This is a genomic window from Pseudomonas sp. DCB_BI (assembly GCF_026240995.1).
Lineage (GTDB): Bacteria > Pseudomonadota > Gammaproteobacteria > Pseudomonadales > Pseudomonadaceae > Aquipseudomonas.
The window spans coordinates 224,892-248,263 of the sequence record NZ_JAPFCG010000008.1; the positions used below are offsets into that span (position 1 = coordinate 224,892).

The window sequence follows — 23,372 nt, forward strand, 5'->3', positions numbered from 1 at the left end:
TCAGGAGCGTCACGATGAGTGTCGATGAAAAGCGTATTCGCGAATTTGCCTACCAGATCTGGGAGTCCGAAGGTAAACCCGCCGGCCAGGAAGATCGCCACTGGGAAATGGCCCGCAAGCTGGCCGAGGCTGAAGCCTTGGCACCCAAGGCAGCGCCGCGCAAGCGCGCGCCGGCCAAGCCCAAGGCTGCAGCGGAGCCCAAAGCGCCTGCCGAGCCCAAGGTAACTGCCCTGCCGGGCGTTAAACCGGCTGCGGCGAAAAAGCCTCGGGCGGTGAAAAAGCCTACTGCCGGTTAAGCCTGTCCCGGCTTTCTTCGCGGGTAAACCCACTGCCAAAGGTTCATCACAGGCGCTCAAAGCCATGCAGTACCTGTGGCATCGGGTTTCCCGGTAAACAGGCCACCGCAGGACCGCACATTCCCCTTCCATCACGGCCATTTGAGGATCGTCATGAGCCCCCGTACCCCAAAGAAAACCCGCTCGGTCGCACCATCGCGCATCCGCGAAGGCATGCCCTTCCCCCTCGGCGCCACCTGGGATGGCCTTGGGGTCAACTTCGCCCTCTTCTCGGCCAACGCCACCAAGGTCGAACTGTGCCTGTTCGACTCCACCGGCGAACAGGAAATCGAGCGCATCGAACTGCCCGAATACACTGACGAGATCTACCACGGCTACCTGCCCGACGCGCACCCTGGGCTGGTCTACGGCTACCGCGTGTACGGCCCCTACGAACCGGAAAACGGCCACCGCTTCAACCCCAACAAACTGCTGATCGACCCGTATGCCAAGCAACTGGTCGGCAGCCTGAAATGGTCCGAGGCATTGTTCGGCTACACCATCGGCCACCCTGATGGCGACCTGTCATTCGACGAACGCGACAGCGCGCCTTTCGTACCCAAATGCAAGGTGATCGACCCGGCCTTCACCTGGGGCCGCGACCAGCGGGTGCAGATCCCCTGGGAACGCACGATCATCTATGAAGCGCACACCCGCGGCATCAGCATGCGCCACCCGGCAGTGCCGGAAAAACTGCGCGGCACCTTCGCCGGCCTGGCCAATGACGAACTGCTCAAGCACATCAAGGACCTGGGCGTTTCCAGCATCGAGCTGCTGCCGATCCACGCCTTCGTCAACGACCAGCACCTGCTGGACAAGGGCCTGAACAATTACTGGGGCTACAACAGCATCGCTTTCTTTGCACCGCACCCGCGCTACCTGGCCAGTGGCAAGATCGCCGAGTTCAAGGAGATGGTCGCGCACCTGCACGATGCCGGGCTGGAAGTGATTCTCGACGTGGTCTACAACCACACCGCCGAAGGCAATGAACGCGGCCCGACCCTGTCGATGCGCGGTATCGACAACGCCTCGTACTACCGCCTGATGCCGGATGACAAGCGCTACTACATCAACGACTCCGGTACGGGTAACACCCTGGACCTGAGCCACCCCTGCGTGCTGCAACTGGTCACCGACTCGCTGCGCTACTGGGCCGGTGAAATGCACGTGGACGGCTTCCGCTTCGACCTCGCGACCATCCTTGGCCGCTACCACGACGGCTATAGCGAGCGCCACGGTTTCCTCGTCGCCTGCCGCCAGGACCCGATGCTGAGCCAGGTCAAGTTGATTGCCGAGCCGTGGGACTGCGGCCCGGGCGGCTATCAGGTGGGCAACTTCGCCCCGGGCTGGGCAGAGTGGAACGACCGTTTCCGCGACACCGTACGCGCCTTCTGGAAAGGCGACGAGGGCCAACTTGCCGACTTTGCCGCCCGCATGACCGCGTCGGGCGACATGTTCAACAACCGCGGCCGGCGGCCTTACTCCTCGGTCAATTTCATCACCGCCCACGACGGTTTCACCTTGCGTGACCTGGTGTCGTACAACCACAAGCACAACGAAGACAACGACGAGAACAACCAGGACGGGACCGACAACAACCTGTCGTGGAACTGCGGTGTCGAAGGGCCGACCGATGACCCGGCGGTGAATGCCCTGCGCATGCGTCAGATGCGCAACTACTTCGCCACGTTGCTGCTGGCCCAAGGCACGCCAATGATTGTGGCCGGCGACGAGTTCAGCCGCACCCAGCACGGCAACAACAATGCCTACTGCCAGGACAGCGAGATCGGCTGGGTGAACTGGGACCTGGACGAGGAAGGCCAGGAGCTGCTGGCCTTCGTCAAGCGCCTGACCCGCCTGCGCCTGGCCTACCCGGTGCTGCGTCGCTCGCGCTTTTTGGTCGGCGACTACAATGAGGCGATCGGGGTCAAGGACGTGACCTGGCTGGCACCGGATGGCGGCGAGATGAGCGTGGAGCAGTGGGAAGACCCGCACGGGCGCTGCCTGGGCATGCTGATCGATGGCCGCGCGCAGGTCAGTGGCATCGCCCGGCCTGGTGCCGAGGCTACCGTGCTGCTGATCGTCAATGCCCACCATGATGTCGTGCCGTTCAAGTTGCCGACCGTACCCGAAGGCGACTACTGGAGCTGCCTGGTGGACACCGACCGGCCAGAGCTGCGCAAGGGGCAGCACCTGCAGTTCGACAGCACCTTCGAGGTGAAGGGCCGGTCGATGCTGCTGATGGTGTTGCAGCATGACGAGGAGTGAACCGTGATAACCCAGGCGGGTCCTACATTTTAATTGCCACGCTATGCCTGTGGGGGCGGGCAAACCCACTTCCACAGGATTTAGCGGCATTTGGAAAGGGCTGATTTCAGGAGGAATTGTGAGCCTCGAGGCCGGCAGTAAAGGTTTCGCCAGTGTCAACCAGGCCCCGGCCGTGAAGCGCCTGCGGGTGCTGACGGTGAACACGCACAAGGGCTTCACCGCCTTCAACCGGCGGTTCATCCTGCCGGAGCTGCGCGAGGCGGTACGCAGCACCCAGGCCGACATCGTCTTCCTCCAGGAAGTGCTCGGCAGCCACGACCGACACGCCGCACGCTACCCTGGCTGGCCGCAGACCTCGCAGTACGAGTTCCTCGCTGACAGCATGTGGAGCGACTTTGCCTACGGCCGCAATGCCGTCTACCCGGACGGCCACCACGGCAACGCGCTGTTGTCCAAGTACCCGATCGTCGAGCACCGCAACCTCGATGTGTCGATCACCGGCCCCGAGCGCCGAGGCCTGCTGCACTGCATCCTGGAGGTGCCCGGCCAAGGCCAGGTGCACGCGATCTGCGTGCACCTCTCACTGTTGGAAAGCCACCGCCAGAAGCAACTGCAGCTGCTGCGCAAATTGCTGGATGCGTTGCCGGTCGACGCACCGGTGATCATCGCCGGCGATTTCAACGACTGGAAGGCGCATGGCAATCGCACCCTCGGGTTGCAACGTGACCTGCACGAGGCGTTCGAGCGCCATCATGGCCACCTCGCCCGCACCTACCCTGCTCGCCTGCCCTTGCTGCGCCTGGACCGGATCTACCTGCGCAACGCCGAAAGCCACGGGCCGCGGATTCTGGGGCACAAACCTTGGTCGCACCTGTCAGATCATCTGCCATTGGCGGTGGAAGTGCACCTCTAGCAATCATTCTTCATAGCCAGGCGGCGGCAAATAGCGAACCCCGCTATGCAGCGGTCTTTCTATAGCAATATCAATCAGTTGGTGCAGACCACGAAAGATGAACGGTTTCTTCACGCTTTCTTGACGCAAGCGTCGTCCTCTCCTTAGCTGAACATTATCTAGTAGTAAAGATCTCGCGCCGGGCCTCTAGCTCGCGCCTTTGTGCGCGCTTGCGAAAGCTGGCGTGCTGGTTTGGGTCGCCCTCTGTTTTTGCCGTACAGCTCGTGACAACAGGCCAGGTCCTCGGGCTGTACCCCACAAAAACAAAGGAGATCCGCCATGAAAAACACCTCGGGCCCCAAAAGCTTCGACCGTATTTTCTACGCGGTTTCCACGTCGCTGCTTCTGGCAACCCCGGTGGAAACCTTCGCGTACGAGCTGCAGGATGACCCCCTATCACCCCGTTATCTGCAGCAGGCGGCAGTACCGCAGCTGTCACTTGATCCGGTGAGCGCCAGTGGCTTGAGTATCGGTACCCTGAATGCGTTTTCCCAGCAAATGAGCGGGCGTCACGGCCAGGCCGCACCGGACCTGATCGCCAGCCAGTGGTCGCAATTCTTCCCCACTGGCACACGCAACGGGGCGCAGCCCCCAGAGCAGCTGGAAGCTCCCAGCCAGCAGTTGATGATCGGCCCAGACCTGTTCGTGCGCGAGACGGCCGCGGGCAACGTGCACCGGGCGGGGATTTTCGTGGGGCAAAACAATTTGCAGAGCAGCTTCAACGGCATGCGCCCGCTGCTGGGCGACAAGCAACGCAACGCCGTGAACCTGAGCGGGGAAAGCCTAGGCGTATATTGGAGCATGACCCATGAGCAGGGCTGGCACCTTGATGCCGTGGCAATGGGTTCGCGGATCGATGTGATGGGCCGGGGCGAAAACGGCCAGCGCCTTGATGAAAGCGGCCATGCAATGACGTTCTCGGTGGAAGGCGGCTACCCGATCCGCCTGGGCGGCAACTGGGTCATCGAACCCCAGGCACAGTTGATCAACCAGCAGTTCTTCCCTGGCAACCAGGTGCAGGAGGAGACCCTGCAGGCCTTCGACAGCCAGCCGAGCTGGAGCGGCCGGGTCGGTGCCAAACTGTCCGGGCGCTACGAAGTGCGCGGCATGCCGATCGAGCCCTATGTGCGGACCAACGTGTGGTATGACTTCAGCAATGCCGATGAGGTGAAGCTGGACCAGGTCGACAAGATCTCCAGTTCGCGCTATTCGACCACGGTGGAATTGGGGTTGGGGTTGGTGGCACGAGTGACACCGGCAGTGGCGTTATTCGTGAGCGCCGATTACAGCAGTGATGTGGATGACAACGATCTGAATGGACTGATTGGCAGCCTGGGTGTGCGGATGCGGTGGTAAAACGACTATTCAAGTTGTCAGGCGCGTTGATGCGCCTGACAACCTACACCGCCGCTCATAAACGGAAGTTGAACATATTCAGCACTGCCAAGCGGCAGGCCAGTGTCCACAGCTACAGCTGTCTAGACATTACCTAGCGCAGTCCCCTGCCTGATAGGCTGAACGTAGGCATAGACCTCGGGATCATTGAACATTTTCCACTCTGCATAGTCGATTTTTAACGCCAAAAGCTCCTTATGAGACTCGGAGGCTGACCACTGAGTCGCTACATCAGACTGACCTGTCTGTGCTGGAGCAGCAACATCGGCCAATGGGCGCGGCGCAGCTGACCGAGCAAAGGGACGTGACTGCCTTGGGGGCGTACCCGATTTACCCACATAGAAGTACGTATTGGTTTTACGATGACGATAGCCCGTCAAGACCTCGGGCGGACCGGATTGTGGATGGAACTTCACTTCATAGCTATCGCCCGCGAGCTTCAGTGTAAAGGGGGTTCCGCTAGCCCCCTTCTTATGCATGATAAAACCCTTCACCCGTAAATGTTGACTCCCTGGCAGGCGCAGGCCGCTCATAAAACCGATCGCCCTCTTGAGGACGTTGAACAAGATGTCGATTTTCGAAAGCAAAGCAGGTGACCTGCCTGTGGGATCGGATTTGTTGACGGGGTCACCCTGGCAGTAGGCGTAACAATTCAGCCCGCCTTCCGCAAATGGGCTCAAGTCGTCAGGGCTAAAAAAGCGCATGAGTATTGGGCTGTAGACTCTTTTTCCATTCCCAAGCCAGTACCCACCGATGACAGGATCCCTGCATTCGCCGTTAAAGCCCAGTTGTATGTTTGGACACTCGGGTCGATGCCCATATGGAGAATAGGCAATAGTGTGCGACTGCTGATCCCCATGCACCGATCCGGCCACGTCAATTTTGTACAAACTCGTCGAGCCCGCCTGGGGGCCTTCCGTACGACAAGACAAAGCAACGGGCCCATGTCGCAGGATACGACTGGGCCACTTTTCGACTGGGTCCGTTGACACCGCCAGCCGCTCTCGTTGGTAAAAAAACCTTCTGCATGCTGGCATGGTTCTGCTCCTTTCCAGCTGAGATCAGGAATGATCAGGAGCAAGATGTCACTTGGCATCGCAGCGGCACAACTAGCAGAAATAACAGCCCTTCATTTGCTCCCCTTGAGAAGGTAGTTATTCTTGATGAGCAGCCGATCAGGCGGCCTTGAGAATCAACACACCCAGCGGCGGCAGGTTCAGCGCAAGCGACAATGGCTGCCCATGGCTGGCCACTGCCTCACTGGCCACTGCGCCCAAATTGCCCACGTTGGACCCGGCATACAGCTCGGCATCGCTGTTCAGCAGCTCCTGCCAACGTTCGCCGAACGGCACGCCAATCCGGTAGCCCTCACGCGGCACCGGGGTGAAGTTGGCCACCACCAGCACTGGCTCGCCGCTGCTGCTCCAGCGCAGCCAGGCGTACACGCTGTTTTGCGCGTCGTCACCGATCAGCCACTGGAAGCCCTGCGGCTGGCAATCCTGCTCGTGCAGCGCCGGCACTTCGCGGTAGAGACGGTTGAGGTCGCCCACCAGGCGCTGCACCCCTTGGTGCTCAGGGTATTGCAGCAGGTACCAGTCCAATTCGCTGTCGTGATTCCACTCACGCCACTGGCCGAACTCGCAGCCCATGAACAGCAGCTTCTTGCCCGGGTGGGCCCACATGAAGGTGAGGTAGGCACGCAGGTTGGCGAATTTCTGCCAGCGATCGCCGGGCATCTTGTCGATCAGCGAGTGCTTGCCGTGCACCACCTCATCATGGGAGATGGGCAGGATGAAGTGCTCGGAATAGGCATAGATCAGCCCGAAGCTCATCTCGTTGTGGTGATAGGTACGGTGCACTGGGTCGTTCTGGATGTAGTGCAGCGTGTCGTGCATCCAGCCCATGTTCCACTTGTAGGCAAAGCCCAGGCCGCCCTGTTGGGTAGGCTGGCTGACCCCGGGCCAGGCGGTGGACTCTTCGGCGATGATCAGCGCGCCCGGGGCCTCGTGTGCTGCCACGCCGTTGAGGTGGCGGATGAAGTCGATGGCTTCCAGGTTCTCGCGCCCGCCGTGGCGGTTGGGCACCCACTCGCCGGCCTTGCGCGAATAGTCGCGGTACAGCATCGAGGCGACCGCATCGACCCGCAGGCCGTCGATGTGGAAGTGCTTCAGCCAGTGCAGCGCCGAGGCCATCATGAAGCCACGCACCTCGTTGCGGCCCAGGTTGTAGATCAGCGTGTTCCAGTCCTGGTGGTAGCCTTCCAGCGGGTTGTCGTATTCGTACAGGGCCGTACCGTCAAAGCGCGCCAGGCCGTGTTCATCAGTCGGGAAGTGCGCCGGTACCCAGTCCAGCAGCACACCGATACCGCCCTGGTGACAGGCATCGATGAAGGCGGCAAAGTCCTCGGCCGTGCCGTAGCGCGAGGTGGGTGCGAACATCGACAGCGGCTGGTAGCCCCAGGAACCACCGAACGGGTGCTCCATGATCGGCAGCAGTTCGATATGGGTGAAGCCCAGCGCCTGCACATACGGCACCAGACGTTCGGCCAGTTCGCGCCAGTTGTAGTAGCGCCCGACTTCGCCCGCCTCGTCCAGCTCGCAACGCCATGAGCCCGGGTGCAGTTCGTAGATCGACAGTGGCGCGTTGTAGGCATGGCGCTGGGCGCGTTGCGCCATCCATTCATGGTCTTGCCAGGCATGGCTGAGCGCACCGGCCACCTTGGACGCCGTGCTCGGCGGCAGTTCGGTGGCGCGGGCCAGCGGGTCAGCCTTCAACGGCAAGATGCCATCCTTGCCGAGCACTTCGAACTTGTAGGTTTCCCCCACGCCTAGGCGCGGGATGAACAGTTCCCACACCCCGGCACTGTGACGCAGGCGCATAGGGTGGCGGCGGCCGTCCCAGTTGTTGAAGTCACCGACCACCGAGACCCGCCTGGCGTTGGGAGCCCAGACCGAGAAGCAGACGCCGTCGATACCCTCGACCTGGATCGGCTGCGCACCGAAACGCCCCGACAGGTCGCGGTGGTTGCCTTCGGCGAACAGGTGCAGGTCCATGTCACCTAGCTGCGGCCCGAAGCTGTAAGGGTCCTCGGTGACCTGCTCGCCACCGGCCCAGCCAATTTGCAACAGGTAGGGCTGTGCCTCATCGAGGTGCGCGCTGAACAACCCGGGCAGGCTGCCCTGCTCCATTTCGGCGAGGATGCGCCCGTCATGCCGGGCGAGGATGCGCGCATTCAGGGCAGTGGGCAGGAAGGCACGAACCACCTGCCCGCCTGCGCCGTCGCCGTGGGGGCCGAGTACCGCAAATGGATCGGCGTGTTCGGCGCGGGCCAGGGCATCGAGGTCCCGTTGCCGAAGGCCGCCGTTTTCACGCGTTGTTACGTTCATTCTGACTCTCCCCAGGTACTGATCAGTCCATGCAGGCCATGCAAAGGTACGGCCAGCCAGCTTGGACGGTTCTCGGCTTCGTATGTGATTTCGTAGGCGGCTTTTTCCAGGCAGAACAATTCCAGTGCCGCACGCTCGCCTTCGGCCTGCTGCCAGGCGTGGGGCATGGCAGCGGTGGCCAAGCCGTAGGCCTCGACAAAGGCATGCCGCGACTGGTGCAAGTACTGCCGCGCAACCCGTTGCCGGGCTTGCCGCGCCGGGTCGGAAAGGTCCACGGCAGACGCGCTGCGCAAGATCATCGCAGCAGCATAGTCGAAGGATCGCAGCACGCCGCTGACATCTTTGTAGGGGCTGTGTTTTGCCCGCCGTTCTTCCAGTGGCCGGGCCGGCTCGCCTTCGAAATCGATCAGGTAGGCATCGCCCTGCACCACCAGCACCTGGCCCAGGTGCAGGTCACCGTGCACGCGCATCAGCAAACCACCTTCAGCCTGTTCGGCCAACCGGCTTATGTGCTGGGCCAGGCCCTCACGCTGTTGCTGCAGGTCGTCGACCAGTGCCTGGCTGTCGCTGTCGAGGCTGTCGCGGTGTTGGGCCAGCAGGTCAAGCGCGTGGGTCAGTTCAGCGCCGATCTGTGCACTCCAGCGCTGGCTGTCTTGCGCATCGCTTGGGCGCGGCTGGAAGGCTTCATCGTCGGTCGGCGCAGCCAGCAACAGGTGCATCTCGCCCAGGCGCTGGCCGAGCAAGGCGGCAAAGCCGGTGAGTTCGGCCAGGGCGTCGGTATGCACTTCGGCGTCGCTTGGGGTGGGCTGCATCTGGTCGCGAATGGCTCGCTCAAGGGTGTTCTGGGTCCAGGCCCAGGCATCGCCCTGGTTGCTCAGGTAGCCTTGGGCGATCATCAGCAAATGGGGTGCCGTTTGTTGATCAACGCGGCTGACCCAGGCCAGCAGCGGCGAAATATTGGCAAAGCCGGCAGCGGTCAGGTAGGCACTCATTTCCAGCTCTGGGTGGATCCCCGGGTTGACCCGGCGGATCAGCTTGAGCACCACACGGTCGCCGATCACCACCGAGCTGTTGGATTGCTCGGCGCTGAGGTAGCGCACTTCGCTTTCGTCGTTCAGTTCAAGGCTGGCCAATTGCGCGGTGCTCTCAAACCGCAGGTCACCCTCGCCATTGCCGCAGGGCAGGCGCAGGCCGTCCTGGCAGGCGCTCAACACGGCGCGGATAAAGGGTTCGAGCACAAAGGCGTCGGTGATCAGGCCAACCTGATGAGCACGGCGCACCCGCGACAGCGCCAGCTGCTGCGGCAGCGCACTGTTGATCTGCTCCTCGCGCAGCAGGCCGAACGGCAGTTGGTAGCGGTTGGCTGTACCCTCGCTGATGACCTCGATTTCGCTGAGCAGCACGGGCGTGGTGGCACTGCCGAAGCGTACGCCGTAGCACAGGCGTACGCTGTCTATCGGGCCTTCCTTGCCGGCGAACCAGCGCCGCTTGGGCAAGTACTGCGGGAGGATGGCGGTTTGCAGGGTATCGCTGGAAGGTGCTTCCAGCAGTTCTTCCATGCGCTTGCGCAGTACCAGCGTAGTCAATTCGGGTAACCCCTCGGTGGCCTGGATGTGCCAGCTGGGCATGCGGTCGTGTGAGGCCAGCAGGAACCAGTAGAAGGCATAAGGTGGCAAGGTCAGCAGAAACGGCAGTTGGCCGATCGGCGGGAAGGCGCTACCGCCGAGCATTTCCACCGGTACTTTGTCGGCAAATTGTGACAGCTCAAGTTCCGCGGCCTGGGCGGCGCGGGAGACGTTGGCCACGCACAGGATGACCTCGGTGTTGCCATCGGCATCGGTGTATTCGCGGATGTAGGCAAGAATGCGCCGATTGCTCGGGGTGAGGGTACGCAGCGTGCCGCGACCAAAGGCCTTCTGCTGCTTGCGCACCGCCAGCATGCGCCGGGTCCAGTTCAGCAGGGAGTGCGGGTCGTGGCTCTGCGCCTCGACGTTGACCGTCTGGTAGCCGTACAGCGGGTCCATGATCGGCGGCAGCACCAGGCGCTGCGGGTCAGCCCGGGAGAAACCGCCATTGCGGTCCGGCGACCACTGCATGGGCGTGCGCACACCGTCGCGGTCGCCGAGGTAGATGTTGTCGCCCATGCCCAGTTCATCGCCGTAGTAAAGGGTGGGCGTGCCGGGCATCGACAGCAGCAGGCTGGTGAGCAACTCGATACGTCGGCGGTCACGCTGCAGCAGCGGTGCCAGGCGCCGACGGATGCCCAGGTTGATGCGCGCGCGGCGGTCTTCGGCGTAGTAGTTCCACAAATAGTCACGCTCACGGTCGGTGACCATTTCCAGGGTCAGCTCATCGTGGTTGCGCAGGAAGATCGCCCACTGGCAGTTGGCAGGAATTTCCGGAGTTTGGCGCAAGATGTCGGTGATCGGGAAACGGTCCTCCATGGCCAGCGCCATGTACATGCGCGGCATCAGCGGGAAGTGAAAGGCCATGTGGCACTCGTCGCCATCGCCTTCGCCGAAGTACGGGCGAGTGTCTTCCGGCCACTGGTTGGCTTCGGCCAGCAGCATGCGGTCGGGGTAGTTGGCATCGATTTCGGCACGGATCGCCTTGAGCACATCGTGGGTTTCGGCGAGGTTCTCGTTGTTGGTGCCGTCGCGTTCGATCAGGTAAGGGATGGCATCCAGGCGCAAGCCGTCGACCCCCAGGTCCAGCCAGAAGCGCATCACCCCGATCACCGCCTTGAGCACCTGCGGGTTGTCGAAGTTGAGGTCCGGCTGGTGTGAGTAGAACCGGTGCCAGAAGTACTGGCCGGCGACCGGGTCCCAGGTCCAGTTGGACTTTTCGGTGTCGAGGAAGATGATGCGGGTGCCGTCGTACTTCTGGTCGTTGTCCGACCACACGTAGAACTCGCGCGCCTTGCTGCCGGGCTTGGCGTGGCGGGCGCGCTGGAACCACGGGTGCTGGTCGCTGGTGTGGTTGATGACCAGCTCGGTGATCACCCGCAGGCCGCGCTTGTGCGCCTCGGCGATGAAACGGCGGGCGTCGGCCATGCTGCCGTAATCAGGGTGCACGGCCTTGTATTCGGCGATGTCGTAGCCGTCGTCACGGCGTGGCGAGGGATAGAACGGCAGCAGCCACAAGGTGTTGACGCCCAGCTCGGCGATGTAGTCGAGCTTGCTGATCAGGCCGGCGAAATCACCGATGCCATCGTTGTTCGAGTCGAAGAACGACTTGATGTGCAACTGGTAGATGACGGCGTCCTTGTACCACAGCGGGTCGTCGATAAAGGCTGCCGGGCGGGAACGCTTGGCCATGTGCGACTCCTTTCAATTGCATGCACAGACATCCGAGCTTGCTCGATACCACAGGGGGCACAGTCAGAGCCTGGTTAACGGGCTTTTTCGATGCGCCAGATGCCGAACGGCTGATGCCAGGGCTCTATGCGCATCCATTGGGTCTTGCCGTACCATGACCAGCGGTGGCCGTTCATCAGGTCTTCACCATGGGTTTCGGCGTTGTCGTCCAGCCCCAATTCCCACAATGGCAACTCGAAGTGCGCCTCTTGGGCGTTGTGCGGGTCGAGGCTGACCGCCACCAGGATGTAGTTGTCGCGCTCGGGGGTGCGCTTGGCGAAGTACAGGATGTTGTCGTTCCAGCAATTGAAGAACGCCACGCCGAGGTGGGTTTGCAACGCAGGGTTCTGCCGGCGGATGCGATTGAGCTGGGCGATTTCGGCAATGATGTTGCCGGGTTGGCTGAAATCGCGCGGGCGCAGCTGGTACTTCTCCGAATCCAGGTATTCCTCCTTGCCCGGCAACGGCGTGCCCTCGCACAGCTCAAAGCCTGAATACATGCCCCACAGGCCCGAGCCCATGGTGGCCAACGCGGCGCGTATGAGGAACCCGGCGCGGCCAGAGGTGTGCAGGAAGAACGGGTTGATGTCCGGCGTGTTGACGAAAAAGTTGGGCCGGTAGCACTGGCTCCACGGCGGCTGGTTGAGTTCCTCGAAGTACTCGCTCAGTTCCTTTTTGGTGTTGCGCCAGGTGAAGTACGTGTAGCTCTGCGCATAACCGACCTTGCCCAGGCGCGCCATCATCGCAGGCTTGGTGAACGCCTCGGCGAGGAAGATCACCTCTGGGTACTGGCTGCGCACATTGGCGATCAGCCATTGCCAGAACGGCAGCGGCTTGGTGTGCGGGTTGTCGACGCGGAAGGTTTTGACGCCCTCCTCGACCCAGCCGATGACCACGTCGCGCAAGGCCAGCCACAGGCTGGGCACGGCATCGGGGGCGTAGAAGTCGACGTTGACGATGTCCTGGTACTTCTTCGGCGGGTTTTCGGCGTAGCGGATGGTGCCGTCCGGGCGCCAGCTGAACCAGCCCGGGTGCTCCTTGAGCCACGGGTGGTCCTGGGAGCACTGGATGGCGAAATCGAGGGCAATTTCCAGGCCGTGTTCCGCAGCCGCAGCCACCAGACGGCGGAAGTCATCGCGGCTGCCGAGTTGCGGGTGGATCGCCTCGTGGCCGCCTTCTGCGCTGCCGATGGCATACGGGCTACCCGGGTCGCCCGGTTCGGCCTTGAGCGCATTGTTGCGGCCCTTGCGGTGCTGCATGCCTATGGGGTGAATGGGCGGGAAGTACAACACGTCGAAGCCCATGTCACGAATCATCGGCAGGCGTTCGTGCACATCATTGAAGGTGCCATGCCGTTGGGGGTCATCGGTGATGGAGCGCGGGAACAGTTCGTACCAACTGGCGAACTGCGCCGCCGGGCGGTCGACATCCACCGGGAACTCACGGCTGCGGGCCAGGTAGCTGCGGTGTTCGGCTTCGCTCATCAGGCGGCTGGTGGTGGGGTCGAGAAGCAGTGCCACCTGGTCGTCGACACCCAACTCGCCCATGCGCTGTTGCAGGGCCTGCAACGCTTCACGCAGGGCGCCGTTGCACAAGGCAATGCCCTGGCCCAGCATCAAGCGACCTTCTTCCAGCTCCAGCCTGACCTCGACACCGGCGTGGTACTTCTTCTCCAGGTCGTGGCAGTACGTGGCGAACGGGTCGATCCAGGCCTCGATGCTGAACCGGTGCGGGCCTAGCTCGGTGGGGGTGAATTCGGCCAGCCACAGGTCGTTGCCCGGCGACTGCATGGGCACGCAATGCCAGCGTCGGCTGTTGGCCTGGCGCCAGTTGAGCATCACCGCCAGGCGGTCGTGGCCATCGCTGTAGACTTTGCTGCTGACCGCAACTGGCTGGCCGCTGATGGCCTTGGCGGCGAAGGTGCCAGCGTCGAGCACGGGTTGGGTGTCTTCGATGACGATGCGCGGCGCCAACAGCGCCTGGGACAGGCCAATGGCCTGATCCGGGTGATCGTTCGCCGTGGGCACGCTTTCAAAGGGCTCGTTTCGTGACATCGACCTTGCTCCCTCAGGCTGGTGGCGGTAAGGGTTCAGAGCCGGGCACAGGCGGGGGGTTCAAAATAATTGAGCGAACGGCAGCTGCCAGCGGTCAGAGCCTACAGCACCTCTTCACCCACCCACGCGAGGTCAGGCCATGAACATTCCCATTCCACCGGAAACCCCCGATCCGAATATCGACGACCCGAGCTTGCCGCCACCCGTACCGGAAGAAGACCCGGACGAGCTGCCGATCAAGCCGACCGTGCCGCCGACGGTAGGTGACCCGCCGAGCCAGGAGCCACCGGTGAAGGCTTAAGGGTAGACCACGGAACTGTTATGTCTGTCAGTTGCGTTCTACTGGAGCTCGCATGACCATCGATCCTTGCCCGGAGATGGTTGAGTCATGTCAGAAGCGCGCGATTACATCTGGTAGCACGGATGGCGTGAGGGGCCAACTTTCGCAGTTAGGCGCCGCGCGTTCATCCCGGGCAATCTGGACTATACGTTATCGCTGCTTGGATTACGCTATACGGTAGGTGTGCGGCGGTATGCACTTCGCCCCATCAGGGCAATTATTCTCGACGCCCGGGCAGCGCGGGACCTGTAGCCCCCTTTTACAACTGCTATTTTTACCAGTTTCGTAAGATCGCTGCTTACACTATATAAACCACACAACACCCGTCGGGAGAGCGACCACCGCCTTGTTGCTCAAGCTCGTGAACTCGCCGAACCGATGAACACCCCCTGTTCAGCGCCAATAAAACTTGTCAGACGCCTCATGGCTAGACTGAAGCCTTCGACAACATTGATTTTCACACGGGGCAGTACCATGTCAGCATCCACCACTGTCATCCCTGACACTCATGTCAGCTACTGCGTTTACGGCTACAGCAAAGCGCTAACCCTGAAACCTCGCCTGACCGGCTTCAACGGTGCACATTTTGACCATCACGCACATTACTACCATTTGGGACAAGGCTATCGCGCCTTCAGCCCTACACTGATGAGATTCATCTCCCCGGATCGTATTAGCCCCTTTGGACGTGGAGGAATTAATAGCTACGCCTATTGCAATGGCGATCCAGTCAACCGCACAGACCCAAGTGGAGCCGTTGCTTTCGCTCGACTCGCCCAACTCGCTTTACGTCCCCTGAATTGGCTATACAAAATCTTTTTCAAAAAGCCCAACATAAACGTTAATTTTAACAAGCAAAATGTACAGCTCCCCGGCCAAAGCCCTGAAGAAACTGCACGGCTCAGGTTGATAGCTATGGGAGACGGCCTACGCATACTGAATGAACTCTCCAAGCCGGCCCCCCACCTAGTAGAAAAAATAGGCCAATATTTAGCACCTGGGGATTTAACCGCAGCAGCCTCAGACCCCTTCAAAACCGGTGTAACGCCCAGAATTGTCCACCGCATCACAACAGAAAGATATTTGAAACAGGCTGCAAACATCATGGGTGGACAAGTAACCGATTACCGAAACGATGGCTTGCTAACCAAAGCAGATATATCCAGCCTTGACAGAATAGAAGCAGAGGTAAGAAAAATGCAAAACCCTAGCTACTTCGGCGACGCCGATTACTACATCAGCCCACAGGAGCGATATAGAAAGTTAATGGGACATATACGTATTATTCGTAGTTCCTTGGAACATCCGGAACTCTGGTTTTAGTTAGGATGGCTTGACCAAAACGGGCTAGCTGTGCCGGCCATTCGCGGGTCTTGCCCTGCGGACCGGCACCGCTACAACGTTACTCGGTCGATCCCACCATAAACTCCACGACACTGATCTCCCGCATCCGGAACTTCTGCACCTTGCCCGTCACTGTCATGGGGTATTCGTCAACGAAACGGATATACCGCGGCACCTTGAAGTGGGCAATGCGCGCCTTGCACCAGCCCTGCAGTTCCTCGACCGTGGCGCTATGCCCCGGGTGCAGCTTGATCCAGGCGACGATCTCTTCGCCATAGCGGCTGCACGGGATGCCGACCACCTGCGCATCGGCCACCGCCGGGTGGGTGTAGAAAAACTCTTCCAGCTCACGCGGGTAAATGTTCTCGCCGCCGCGAATGATCATGTCCTTATTGCGCCCGACGATGCGCACATAGCCCTGCTCGTCCATCACCGCCAGGTCGCCCGAATGCATCCAGCCGGCCGGGTCGATGGCATCCGCCGTGGCCTGGGGGTTGTCCCAGTAGCCAAGCATGACGCTGTAGCCGCGGGTGCACAGCTCGCCAATCTCACCGCGCGCGACGATACAGCCATCGGCGTCCACCAGCTTGTTCTCCAGCTGTGGCTGGGTGCGGCCGACGGTAGTCACGCGTAGCTCCAGATCATCGTCCGGGCCGGTCTGCAGCGACACCGGGCTGGTTTCGGTCATGCCGTAGGCGATCTGCACTTCTGCCATGTGCATCTGGCCGATGACCCGGCGCATCACCTCGATCGGGCAGGTGGCGCCGGCCATGATGCCGCTGCGCAGGGTCGACAGGTCCATGTGGGCACGCGACGGGTGGTCGAGTATGGCGATGAACATGGTCGGTACGCCATAGAGGATGGTGGCGCGCTCTTCTGCCACGGCGCGCAGGGTAAGCTCGGCATCGAAGGCATCGTTGGGGTAGATCATGGTGCTGCCGTGGGTGATGCAGCCGAGGTTGGCCATGACCATGCCGAAGCAATGGTACAGCGGCACCGGAATCACCATACGGTCGCTGGCTGCCAGGCCAAGGCTTTCACCCACCATGAAACCGTTGTTGAGGATGTTGTAGTGACTGAGCGTGGCACCTTTGGGCGCACCGGTGGTGCCGGAGGTGTACTGGATGTTTACCGGCTGGTCGAATTGCAGGCTTTGCTGGCGGGCTGTGCAGGCCTCGGCAGATGTCTGCCCTGCACGCTCGGTCAATGCGTGCCAGGGCAGGAAGCCGGCAGGCGGGTTGGCGGCCAGGCTGATGACGCCACGCAACTCGGGCAGGCATTCACTGGCCAGCTCACCAGGCGCGGCGCTGGCCAGTTCAGGCGCCAGCTCCTGCACCATGGCGTGGTAATCAGACGTCTTGAAGGCTTCAGCACATACCAGCCAGCGGCAGCGGGACTGGCGCAGCACGTATTCCAGTTCACCCCCACGGTAGGCCGGGTTGATGTTGACCAGGATGGCACCGACCTTGGCACTGGCCAGCTGCAAGATGCACCACTGGGCGCAGTTGGGCGACCAGATGCCAACACGGTCGCCAGTGTTGACGCCCAGCGCCATCAGCGCGCGGGCATGTACTTCGACCTGTTCGGCCAACTGCCGCCAGCTGTAGCGCAGGCCCTGGTGACGCGATACCAAGGCTTCGCCGTCGGCACAGCGAGCAACGGTGGCATCGAAGGCCTGGCCGATGGTCTGGGTCAGCAAAGGTCGGTCCTGGCGACCGCGGGTATAGCTCGGTTGACTCATGGGTGTCCCTTCTTGTGGTTGTTTTGGGCACGGCTGAAGCAAGCGGGAATACTCTGGCGCAGATTTACGTTTACGTAAAGGTGACAAGCGGATTGACAGTCCACCCTTGCAGGTTTACGTTAACGTAAAGGTGATGAACGATCCCGAGTTCATCGGCACGGCACCGACCCGCTCCCGCAGGGTCGGCACAAAGCCTTTGAGCTACGGTGTTACCCAATTTCCAAGAACAACAAGGTGCCCCAGCATGCATTACCCCTCCCTGAACTTCGCCCTGGGCGAAACCATCGACATGCTCCGTGACCAGGTGCGCACCTTCGTCGCCGCCGAACTGGCCCCGCGCGCCGCGCAGATCGACCACGACAACCTGTTCCCCGCCGACATGTGGCGCAAGTTCGGTGACATGGGCCTGCTGGGCATCACCGTGGCGGAAGAATACGGCGGCGCCGGCCTGGGCTACCTCGCCCACGTGGTGTCGATGGAGGAAATCAGCCGTGGCTCGGCCTCGGTAGCACTGTCCTACGGCGCGCACTCCAACTTGTGCGTCAACCAGATCAACCGCAACGGCAACCACGAACAGAAGCTCAAGTACCTGCCCAAGCTGATCAGCGGCGAGCACATCGGCGCCCTGGCCATGAGCGAGCCCAACGCCGGCTCCGACGTAGTCTCGATGAAGCTGCGCGCCGAAAAACGCGGCGACCACTATGTGCTCAACGGCAGCAAGACCTGGATTACCAACGGGCCAGACGCCAACACCTACGTGATCTACGCCAAGACCGACCTGGACAAGGGTGCGCACGGCATCACCGCGTTCATCGTCGAGCGTGACTGGAAAGGCTTCAGCCGCAGCAACAAGTTCGACAAGCTGGGCATGCGCGGCTCGAATACCTGCGAGCTGTTCTTCGATGACGTGGAAGTGCCGGCAGAGAACATTCTGGGCCAACTCAACGGCGGCGTGCGCGTCCTGATGAGCGGCCTGGACTACGAACGTGTGGTGCTGTCCGGCGGACCGACCGGCATCATGCAAAGCTGTATGGACCTGGTGGTGCCGTATATCCACGACCGCAAGCAGTTCGGCCAGAGCATCGGCGAGTTCCAGCTGATCCAGGGCAAGATTGCCGACATGTACACCCAGCTGAACGCCAGCCGCGCCTACCTGTATGCCGTGGCCCAGGCCTGCGACCGTGGCGAGACCACCCGCAAGGATGCTGCCGGGGTGATCCTGTACACCGCCGAGCGCGCCACGCAGATGGCCCTGGAAGCGATCCAGATTCTCGGCGGCAACGGCTATATCAACGAATTCCCGGCTGGCCGCCTGTTGCGCGACGCCAAGCTGTACGAAATCGGCGCCGGCACCAGCGAAATCCGCCGGATGCTGATTGGCCGCGAACTGTTCAACGAAACCCGCTGAACATAAGGAACGGGCGCACATGGCTACCTTGCACACCCAGATCAACCCGCGTTCGACGGAATTCGCCGGCAACAGTGCGGCCATGCTCGAACAAGTCCAAGCCCTGCGCGGCCTGCTGGCCCAGGTCGCCCAGGGCGGCGGGCCCAAGGCTCAGGAGCGGCATACTTCGCGCGGTAAGCTGCTGCCGCGCGAGCGCATAGACCGCCTGCTGGATCCGGGCTCGCCGTTTCTCGAGATCGGCCAGCTGGCGGCCCATGAGGTATATGGCGAAGACGTGCCGGCTGCGGGCGTGATCGCCGGCATTGGCCGCGTCGAAGGCGTGGAATGCATGATCGTGGCCAACGATGCCACGGTCAAAGGCGGTTCGTACTACCCGCTGACGGTGAAGAAACACCTGCGCGCGCAGACCATCGCGCTGCAAAACCGCCTGCCGTGCATCTACCTGGTGGACTCGGGCGGCGCCAACCTGCCACGCCAGGACGAAGTGTTCCCTGACCGCGAGCACTTTGGGCGGATCTTCTTCAACCAGGCCAACATGAGCGCGCAAGGCATCCCGCAGATCGCCGTGGTGATGGGCTCGTGTACCGCTGGCGGCGCCTACGTGCCGGCGATGGCCGACGAAGCGATCATGGTACGCCAGCAGGCGACCATCTTTCTCGCCGGGCCGCCGTTGGTGAAAGCCGCCACTGGCGAAGTGGTCAGCGCCGAAGACCTCGGCGGCGCCGATGTGCACTGCCGCACCAGTGGCGTCGCCGACCATTATGCCGACAATGACGAACACGCCCTGGCCATCGCGCGGCGCAGCGTGGCCAACCTCAACTGGCACAAGCTGGGCAAGCTGCAGCGCCTGGCCCCCGTGGCGCCGCTATACGCCGCCGACGAGCTGTACGGCGTGGTGCCGGCGGATGCCAAGCAGCCGTTCGATGTACGCGAAGTGATCGCACGCCTGGTCGACGGTTCGGTGTTCGATGAGTTCAAGGCACTGTTCGGCACCACGCTGGTGTGCGGTTTCGCCCACCTGCATGGCTACCCGGTGGCGATCCTGGCCAACAACGGCATCCTGTTCGCCGAAGCCGCGCAAAAAGGTGCGCACTTCATCGAACTGGCCTGCCAGCGCGGCATCCCGCTGCTGTTCCTGCAGAACATCACCGGTTTCATGGTCGGCAAAAAATACGAAGAAGGCGGCATCGCCAAGCACGGCGCCAAGCTGGTCACCGCCGTGGCCTGCGCCCAGGTGCCGAAGTTCACGGTGATCATCGGCGGCAGCTTTGGTGCCGGCAACTACGGCATGTGCGGCCGCGCCTACGACCCGCGCTTCCTGTGGATGTGGCCCAACGCACGGATTGGCGTGATGGGCGCCGAACAGGCCGCCGGCGTGCTGGCACAGGTCAAGCGCGAGCAGAGCGAACGCAGCGGCCAGCCATTCAGTGCCGAAGACGAAGCCAGGCTCAAGCAGCCGATCCTCGACCAGTACGAACACCAGGGCCACCCCTACTATTCCAGTGCCCGCCTGTGGGATGACGGTGTCATCGACCCGGCGCAGACCCGCGATGTGCTCGGCCTTGCGTTGTCCGCCGCGCTGAACGCGCCGATCGAACCGAGCCGCTTCGGCATTTTCCGGATGTGACCCATGAGCGATTTCAGCACCCTTGAAGTGATCCGCGACCCGCGCGGCTTTGCCACCCTGTGGCTCAGCCGCGAGGACAAGAACAACGCCTTCAACGCACAGATGATCCGCGAACTGATCGTGGCCATCGACCAGTTGGCCGAAGACGCCAGCCTGCGCTTTGTGCTGCTGCGTGGCCGTGGCCGGCATTTCAGCGCCGGTGCCGACCTGGCCTGGATGCAGCAGTCGGCACAACTGGACTTCAACACCAACCTGGATGACGCCCACGAACTGGGCGAACTGATGTACGCCCTGCACCGCCTCAAGGTCCCGACCCTGGCCGTGGTGCAAGGCGCAGCCTTCGGCGGCGCGCTAGGCCTGATCAGCTGCTGCGACATGGCCATTGGCGCCGAAGACGCCCAGCTGTGCCTGTCGGAAGTGCGCATCGGCTTGGCACCGGCGGTCATCAGCCCGTTTGTGGTCAAGGCCATTGGCGAGCGGGCCGCGCGCCGCTACGCCCTCACCGCCGAGCGTTTCAGCGGTATACGCGCCCGCGAACTGGGCCTGCTGGCCGAAGTGTACCCAGCCAGTGAGCTGGATGCCCAGGTCGAAGCGTGGGTGAATAACCTGTTGCAGAACAGCCCGCAAGCGTTGCGCGCCACCAAGGACCTGCTGCGCGAAGTGGACGACGGAGAACTGAGCCCGGCCCTGCGCCGTTACTGCGAAAACACCATTGCCCGCATCCGCGTCAGCGCCGAAGGCCAGGAGGGCCTGCGCGCCTTCCTCGAAAAACGCCGCCCCGCGTGGCAAACCGATGACAAGAAGGAACCGCGCCCATGAGCCGCCCCGCTTTGACCACCCTGCTGGTCGCCAACCGTGGCGAAATCGCCTGCCGGATAATGCGCACAGCCAAGGCCATGGGCCTGACCACTGTCGCCGTGCACAGCGCCACCGACCGTGACGCCCGCCACAGCCGCGAAGCTGATATCCGCGTGGATCTCGGTGGCACCAAGGCCGCCGAAAGCTACCTGCTGATCGACAAGCTGCTGGCAGCAGCCAAGGCCAGCGGTGCCCAGGCGATTCACCCGGGTTATGGTTTCTTGTCCGAGAACGCAGGCTTCGCCCGCGCGATCGAACAGGCCGGGCTGATCTTCCTCGGCCCACCGGCCAGCGCCATCGACGCCATGGGCAGCAAATCGGCGGCCAAGGCACTGATGGAAGCGGCCGGCGTGCCATTGGTGCCGGGCTACCACGGCGAAGCCCAGGACCTGGACACCTTCCGCGCCGCTGCCGAACGCATCGGCTACCCGGTGCTGCTCAAGGCCAGCGCTGGCGGCGGTGGCAAGGGCATGAAAGTGGTCGAGGAAGAAAGCCAGTTGGCCGACGCCCTGGCCTCGGCCCAGCGAGAGGCACAGTCGTCGTTCGGCGATGCGCGCATGCTGGTGGAAAAGTACGTGCTCAAGCCCCGCCATGTCGAAATCCAGGTGTTTGCCGACCAGCACGGCAACTGCCTGTACCTTAACGAACGCGACTGTTCCATTCAGCGCCGCCATCAGAAGGTGGTGGAGGAAGCCCCTGCCCCCGGCTTGTCGCCCGAACTGCGCCGGGCCATGGGCGAAGCGGCGGTACGTGCCGCCCAGGCTATCGGTTACGTGGGTGCCGGCACCGTGGAGTTTCTGCTTGATGCACGTGGCGAGTTCTTCTTCATGGAGATGAACACCCGCCTGCAGGTGGAACACCCGGTCACCGAGGCCATCACCGGCCTGGACCTGGTGGCCTGGCAGATTCGCGTGGCCTGCGGCGAGCATCTGCCGATCACCCAGGAACAGGTGCCGCTGATTGGCCATGCCATCGAAGTGCGGTTGTACGCCGAAGACCCGGCCAACGAGTTCCTGCCCGCTACCGGCAAGCTGGTGCTGTACCGTGAGTCGGCGCCTGGCGAAGGCCGGCGCGTGGACAGTGGGGTCAGTGAAGGCGATGTGGTGTCGCCGTTCTACGACCCGATGCTGGGCAAGCTGATTGCCTGGGGTGAAAACCGCGAACAGGCACGCCTGCGCTTGCTGGCCATGCTCGACGAGTTTGCCATTGGCGGATTGAAGACCAACATCGCCTTCCTGCGCCGTATTCTCGCGCACCCTGCGTTCGCGGCGGCAGAGCTGGACACCGGCTTCATTCCCCGCCACGAGGATGTGCTGCTGCCGGCGCCACGTGCGCTGCCGGCTGGCTTCTGGGAGGCGGCAGCCGAAGCCTGGCTGCAGGGCCAGGCCGGGCATCAGCGCGATGACGACCGCCGTTCGCCGTGGGGTGAGCGCAACGGCCTGCGTTTGGGCCTGCCGGCACGCAGCAGCCTGCATCTGGTGAGCGGCGGGCAGGACCAGGCGGTTGCCCTGGAGCACAGCGCTGCTTCCACCTGGCAGCTGGTGGGCGAGCAACTGGTACACGATCAGGCCGGTGTGCGTCGCCAGTACTTGGCGATGCGTCGCGGTGCCACGCTGTATCTGCAATGGGATGGCGAAATGCACGCGATCCAGGCATTCGACCCGGTTGCTGAAGCCGAGGCCAGCCATAGCCATCAAGGCGGCCTGGGCGCGCCCATGAATGGGAGCATCGTGCGCGTGTTGGTCGAACCTGGGCAGGTGGTGGAAGCGGGTACTGCGCTGGTGGTGCTGGAGGCCATGAAGATGGAACACAGCATTCGGGCGCCGCATGGCGGGGCGGTGAAGGCGCTGTTCTGTCAGGAAGGGGATATGGTCAGCGAAGGGACGGTGCTGGTCGAACTGGCTGAGTGAGGTGGGGGCGCTTGGCTTGAGTGTTGGGGTGGCTTCGTAAGAGTACGGCGGTAGAGGTGCGTCGCGTGGAAGACCGAGCGCCGCCCGCGCGGCGCATCGCGAGCTGCGCTCGCTCCTACGTTTTTTTCGGGCCAATTATTCCAGTGGGATTTGCGCGCGAACGCCTTGGGGCATGACGAAATATCGCGTCGTACAAACAAGGCGGTCGCGCGCGCCTGTCACAGGCGTTACTGGCCCGAAACAAACGTAGATACTCTGTTGGAGGTCAAGTTTTTTTGAGGTGCTCAGCGCTGAACAGCTTGGCCGTATCAAAGGGCTCATCGCCACGCATGCATGCCCAGGCACCTGTCAGGTATTTACGCATGACGGCGGCGATAGCCTGCATTTTCTTCTTCCCT

16 protein-coding genes are annotated in these 23,372 nt (G+C 62.3%); 10 read left to right on the forward strand and 6 right to left on the reverse strand.

The features are described 5' to 3' along the window. The first annotated feature begins 14 nt into the window (after positions 1 to 14). The 3 genes from OO258_RS11370 to OO258_RS11380 all read left to right on the forward strand — a co-directional run bounded on the left by OO258_RS11370 (position 15) and on the right by OO258_RS11380 (position 3,516). Positions 15 to 296, forward strand: a complete 282-nt coding sequence (locus tag OO258_RS11370; RefSeq protein WP_266030459.1) for a DUF2934 domain-containing protein — start codon at positions 15 to 17, stop codon at positions 294 to 296. A 153-nt stretch (positions 297 to 449) separates the two neighbouring features. Beyond that, on the forward strand, positions 450 to 2,603 hold the full coding sequence (glgX, locus tag OO258_RS11375; RefSeq protein ID WP_110744653.1) for a glycogen debranching protein GlgX: 2,154 nt from the start codon (positions 450 to 452) through the stop codon (positions 2,601 to 2,603). A 118-nt stretch (positions 2,604 to 2,721) separates the two neighbouring features. After that, complete coding sequence (locus OO258_RS11380) at positions 2,722 to 3,516, forward strand: endonuclease/exonuclease/phosphatase family protein (protein ID WP_266030461.1); 795 nt, start codon at positions 2,722 to 2,724, stop codon at positions 3,514 to 3,516. A 3-nt stretch (positions 3,517 to 3,519) separates the two neighbouring features. Here OO258_RS11380 and OO258_RS11385 read toward each other — a convergent pair whose 3' ends face one another. Then, on the reverse strand, positions 3,520 to 3,645 hold the full coding sequence (locus OO258_RS11385; protein ID WP_266030464.1) for a hypothetical protein: 126 nt from the start codon (positions 3,643 to 3,645) through the stop codon (positions 3,520 to 3,522). 189 nt (positions 3,646 to 3,834) lie between these two features. Between OO258_RS11385 and OO258_RS11390 the strand changes: the two genes are divergently transcribed. Beyond that, entirely contained in the window at positions 3,835 to 4,911 is a 1,077-nt protein-coding gene (locus tag OO258_RS11390; protein WP_110744655.1) for an autotransporter outer membrane beta-barrel domain-containing protein, read from the forward strand. 122 nt (positions 4,912 to 5,033) lie between these two features. Here OO258_RS11390 and OO258_RS11395 read toward each other — a convergent pair whose 3' ends face one another. The 4 genes from OO258_RS11395 to OO258_RS11410 all read right to left on the reverse strand — a co-directional run bounded on the left by OO258_RS11395 (position 5,034) and on the right by OO258_RS11410 (position 13,746). Further along, a complete protein-coding gene (locus tag OO258_RS11395) occupies positions 5,034 to 5,840 on the reverse strand; it encodes an RHS repeat-associated core domain-containing protein (protein ID WP_266030466.1) in 807 nt (268 codons plus the stop codon). 285 nt (positions 5,841 to 6,125) lie between these two features. Further along, positions 6,126 to 8,336, reverse strand: coding sequence for a 1,4-alpha-glucan branching protein GlgB (gene glgB / locus OO258_RS11400; protein WP_266030467.1), 2,211 nt, complete (start codon positions 8,334 to 8,336; stop codon positions 6,126 to 6,128). Further along, a complete protein-coding gene (gene treS, locus OO258_RS11405; protein WP_266030468.1) occupies positions 8,333 to 11,653 on the reverse strand; it encodes a maltose alpha-D-glucosyltransferase in 3,321 nt (1,106 codons plus the stop codon). Before treS ends, glgB begins: the two co-directional genes overlap by 4 nt. 74 nt (positions 11,654 to 11,727) lie before the next feature. Next, on the reverse strand, positions 11,728 to 13,746 hold the full coding sequence (locus OO258_RS11410) for an alpha-1,4-glucan--maltose-1-phosphate maltosyltransferase (RefSeq protein WP_266030469.1): 2,019 nt from the start codon (positions 13,744 to 13,746) through the stop codon (positions 11,728 to 11,730). A gap of 139 nt (positions 13,747 to 13,885) precedes the next feature. Here OO258_RS11410 and OO258_RS11415 point away from each other — a divergent pair, with 139 nt between their 5' ends. Together OO258_RS11415 and OO258_RS11420 are read left to right on the forward strand one after the other, a co-directional pair. Beyond that, entirely contained in the window at positions 13,886 to 14,047 is a 162-nt protein-coding gene (locus tag OO258_RS11415) for a hypothetical protein (protein ID WP_003251307.1), read from the forward strand. 513 nt (positions 14,048 to 14,560) lie between these two features. Next, positions 14,561 to 15,409 carry an RHS repeat-associated core domain-containing protein gene (locus OO258_RS11420; protein WP_266030470.1) on the forward strand — a complete coding sequence of 283 codons (849 nt, stop codon included), beginning with the start codon at positions 14,561 to 14,563 and terminating at the stop codon, positions 15,407 to 15,409. Between the two features lie 79 nt (positions 15,410 to 15,488). On the opposite strand, the gene OO258_RS11425 is transcribed toward OO258_RS11420, so the two are convergent. Then, positions 15,489 to 17,171, reverse strand: coding sequence for an AMP-binding protein (locus tag OO258_RS11425; RefSeq protein WP_266030471.1), 1,683 nt, complete (start codon positions 17,169 to 17,171; stop codon positions 15,489 to 15,491). 244 nt (positions 17,172 to 17,415) lie between these two features. Between OO258_RS11425 and OO258_RS11430 the strand changes: the two genes are divergently transcribed. Genes OO258_RS11430 through OO258_RS11445 form a run of 4 tightly spaced genes read left to right on the forward strand, consistent with a single transcriptional unit; the run spans position 17,416 to position 22,974 of the window. Continuing rightward, positions 17,416 to 18,579 carry an isovaleryl-CoA dehydrogenase gene (locus OO258_RS11430; protein ID WP_266030472.1) on the forward strand — a complete coding sequence of 388 codons (1,164 nt, stop codon included), beginning with the start codon at positions 17,416 to 17,418 and terminating at the stop codon, positions 18,577 to 18,579. 19 nt (positions 18,580 to 18,598) lie between these two features. Beyond that, entirely contained in the window at positions 18,599 to 20,206 is a 1,608-nt protein-coding gene (locus OO258_RS11435) for a carboxyl transferase domain-containing protein (RefSeq protein WP_266030473.1), read from the forward strand. Between the two features lie 3 nt (positions 20,207 to 20,209). Beyond that, a complete protein-coding gene (locus OO258_RS11440) occupies positions 20,210 to 21,025 on the forward strand; it encodes a gamma-carboxygeranoyl-CoA hydratase (protein WP_266030474.1) in 816 nt (271 codons plus the stop codon). After that, positions 21,022 to 22,974 (forward strand): acetyl/propionyl/methylcrotonyl-CoA carboxylase subunit alpha, encoded by a 1,953-nt coding sequence (locus OO258_RS11445; protein WP_266030476.1) that lies wholly within the window; start codon positions 21,022 to 21,024, stop codon positions 22,972 to 22,974. The genes OO258_RS11440 and OO258_RS11445 overlap by 4 nt, the downstream gene beginning before the upstream one ends. The last annotated feature ends 398 nt before the right edge of the window (positions 22,975 to 23,372 follow it).

Excerpts from the sequence above, each read along its gene's own strand:
- OO258_RS11390 (WP_110744655.1), top strand. The coding sequence starts at position 3,835 with ATGAAAAACACCTCGGGCCCCAAAAGCTTCGACCGTATTTTCTACGCG.
- OO258_RS11420 (WP_266030470.1), top strand. The coding sequence starts at position 14,561 with ATGTCAGCATCCACCACTGTCATCCCTGACACTCATGTCAGCTACTGC.
- OO258_RS11415 (WP_003251307.1), top strand. The coding sequence starts at position 13,886 with ATGAACATTCCCATTCCACCGGAAACCCCCGATCCGAATATCGACGAC.
- treS (WP_266030468.1), bottom strand. The coding sequence starts at position 11,653 with ATGGCCAAGCGTTCCCGCCCGGCAGCCTTTATCGACGACCCGCTGTGG.
- glgB (WP_266030467.1), bottom strand. The coding sequence starts at position 8,336 with ATGAACGTAACAACGCGTGAAAACGGCGGCCTTCGGCAACGGGACCTC.
- OO258_RS11370 (WP_266030459.1), top strand. The coding sequence starts at position 15 with ATGAGTGTCGATGAAAAGCGTATTCGCGAATTTGCCTACCAGATCTGG.
- OO258_RS11410 (WP_266030469.1), bottom strand. The coding sequence starts at position 13,746 with ATGTCACGAAACGAGCCCTTTGAAAGCGTGCCCACGGCGAACGATCAC.
- OO258_RS11445 (WP_266030476.1), top strand. The coding sequence starts at position 21,022 with ATGAGCCGCCCCGCTTTGACCACCCTGCTGGTCGCCAACCGTGGCGAA.
- OO258_RS11425 (WP_266030471.1), bottom strand. The coding sequence starts at position 17,171 with ATGAGTCAACCGAGCTATACCCGCGGTCGCCAGGACCGACCTTTGCTG.
- OO258_RS11430 (WP_266030472.1), top strand. The coding sequence starts at position 17,416 with ATGCATTACCCCTCCCTGAACTTCGCCCTGGGCGAAACCATCGACATG.
- glgX (WP_110744653.1), top strand. The coding sequence starts at position 450 with ATGAGCCCCCGTACCCCAAAGAAAACCCGCTCGGTCGCACCATCGCGC.
- OO258_RS11440 (WP_266030474.1), top strand. The coding sequence starts at position 20,210 with ATGAGCGATTTCAGCACCCTTGAAGTGATCCGCGACCCGCGCGGCTTT.
- OO258_RS11435 (WP_266030473.1), top strand. The coding sequence starts at position 18,599 with ATGGCTACCTTGCACACCCAGATCAACCCGCGTTCGACGGAATTCGCC.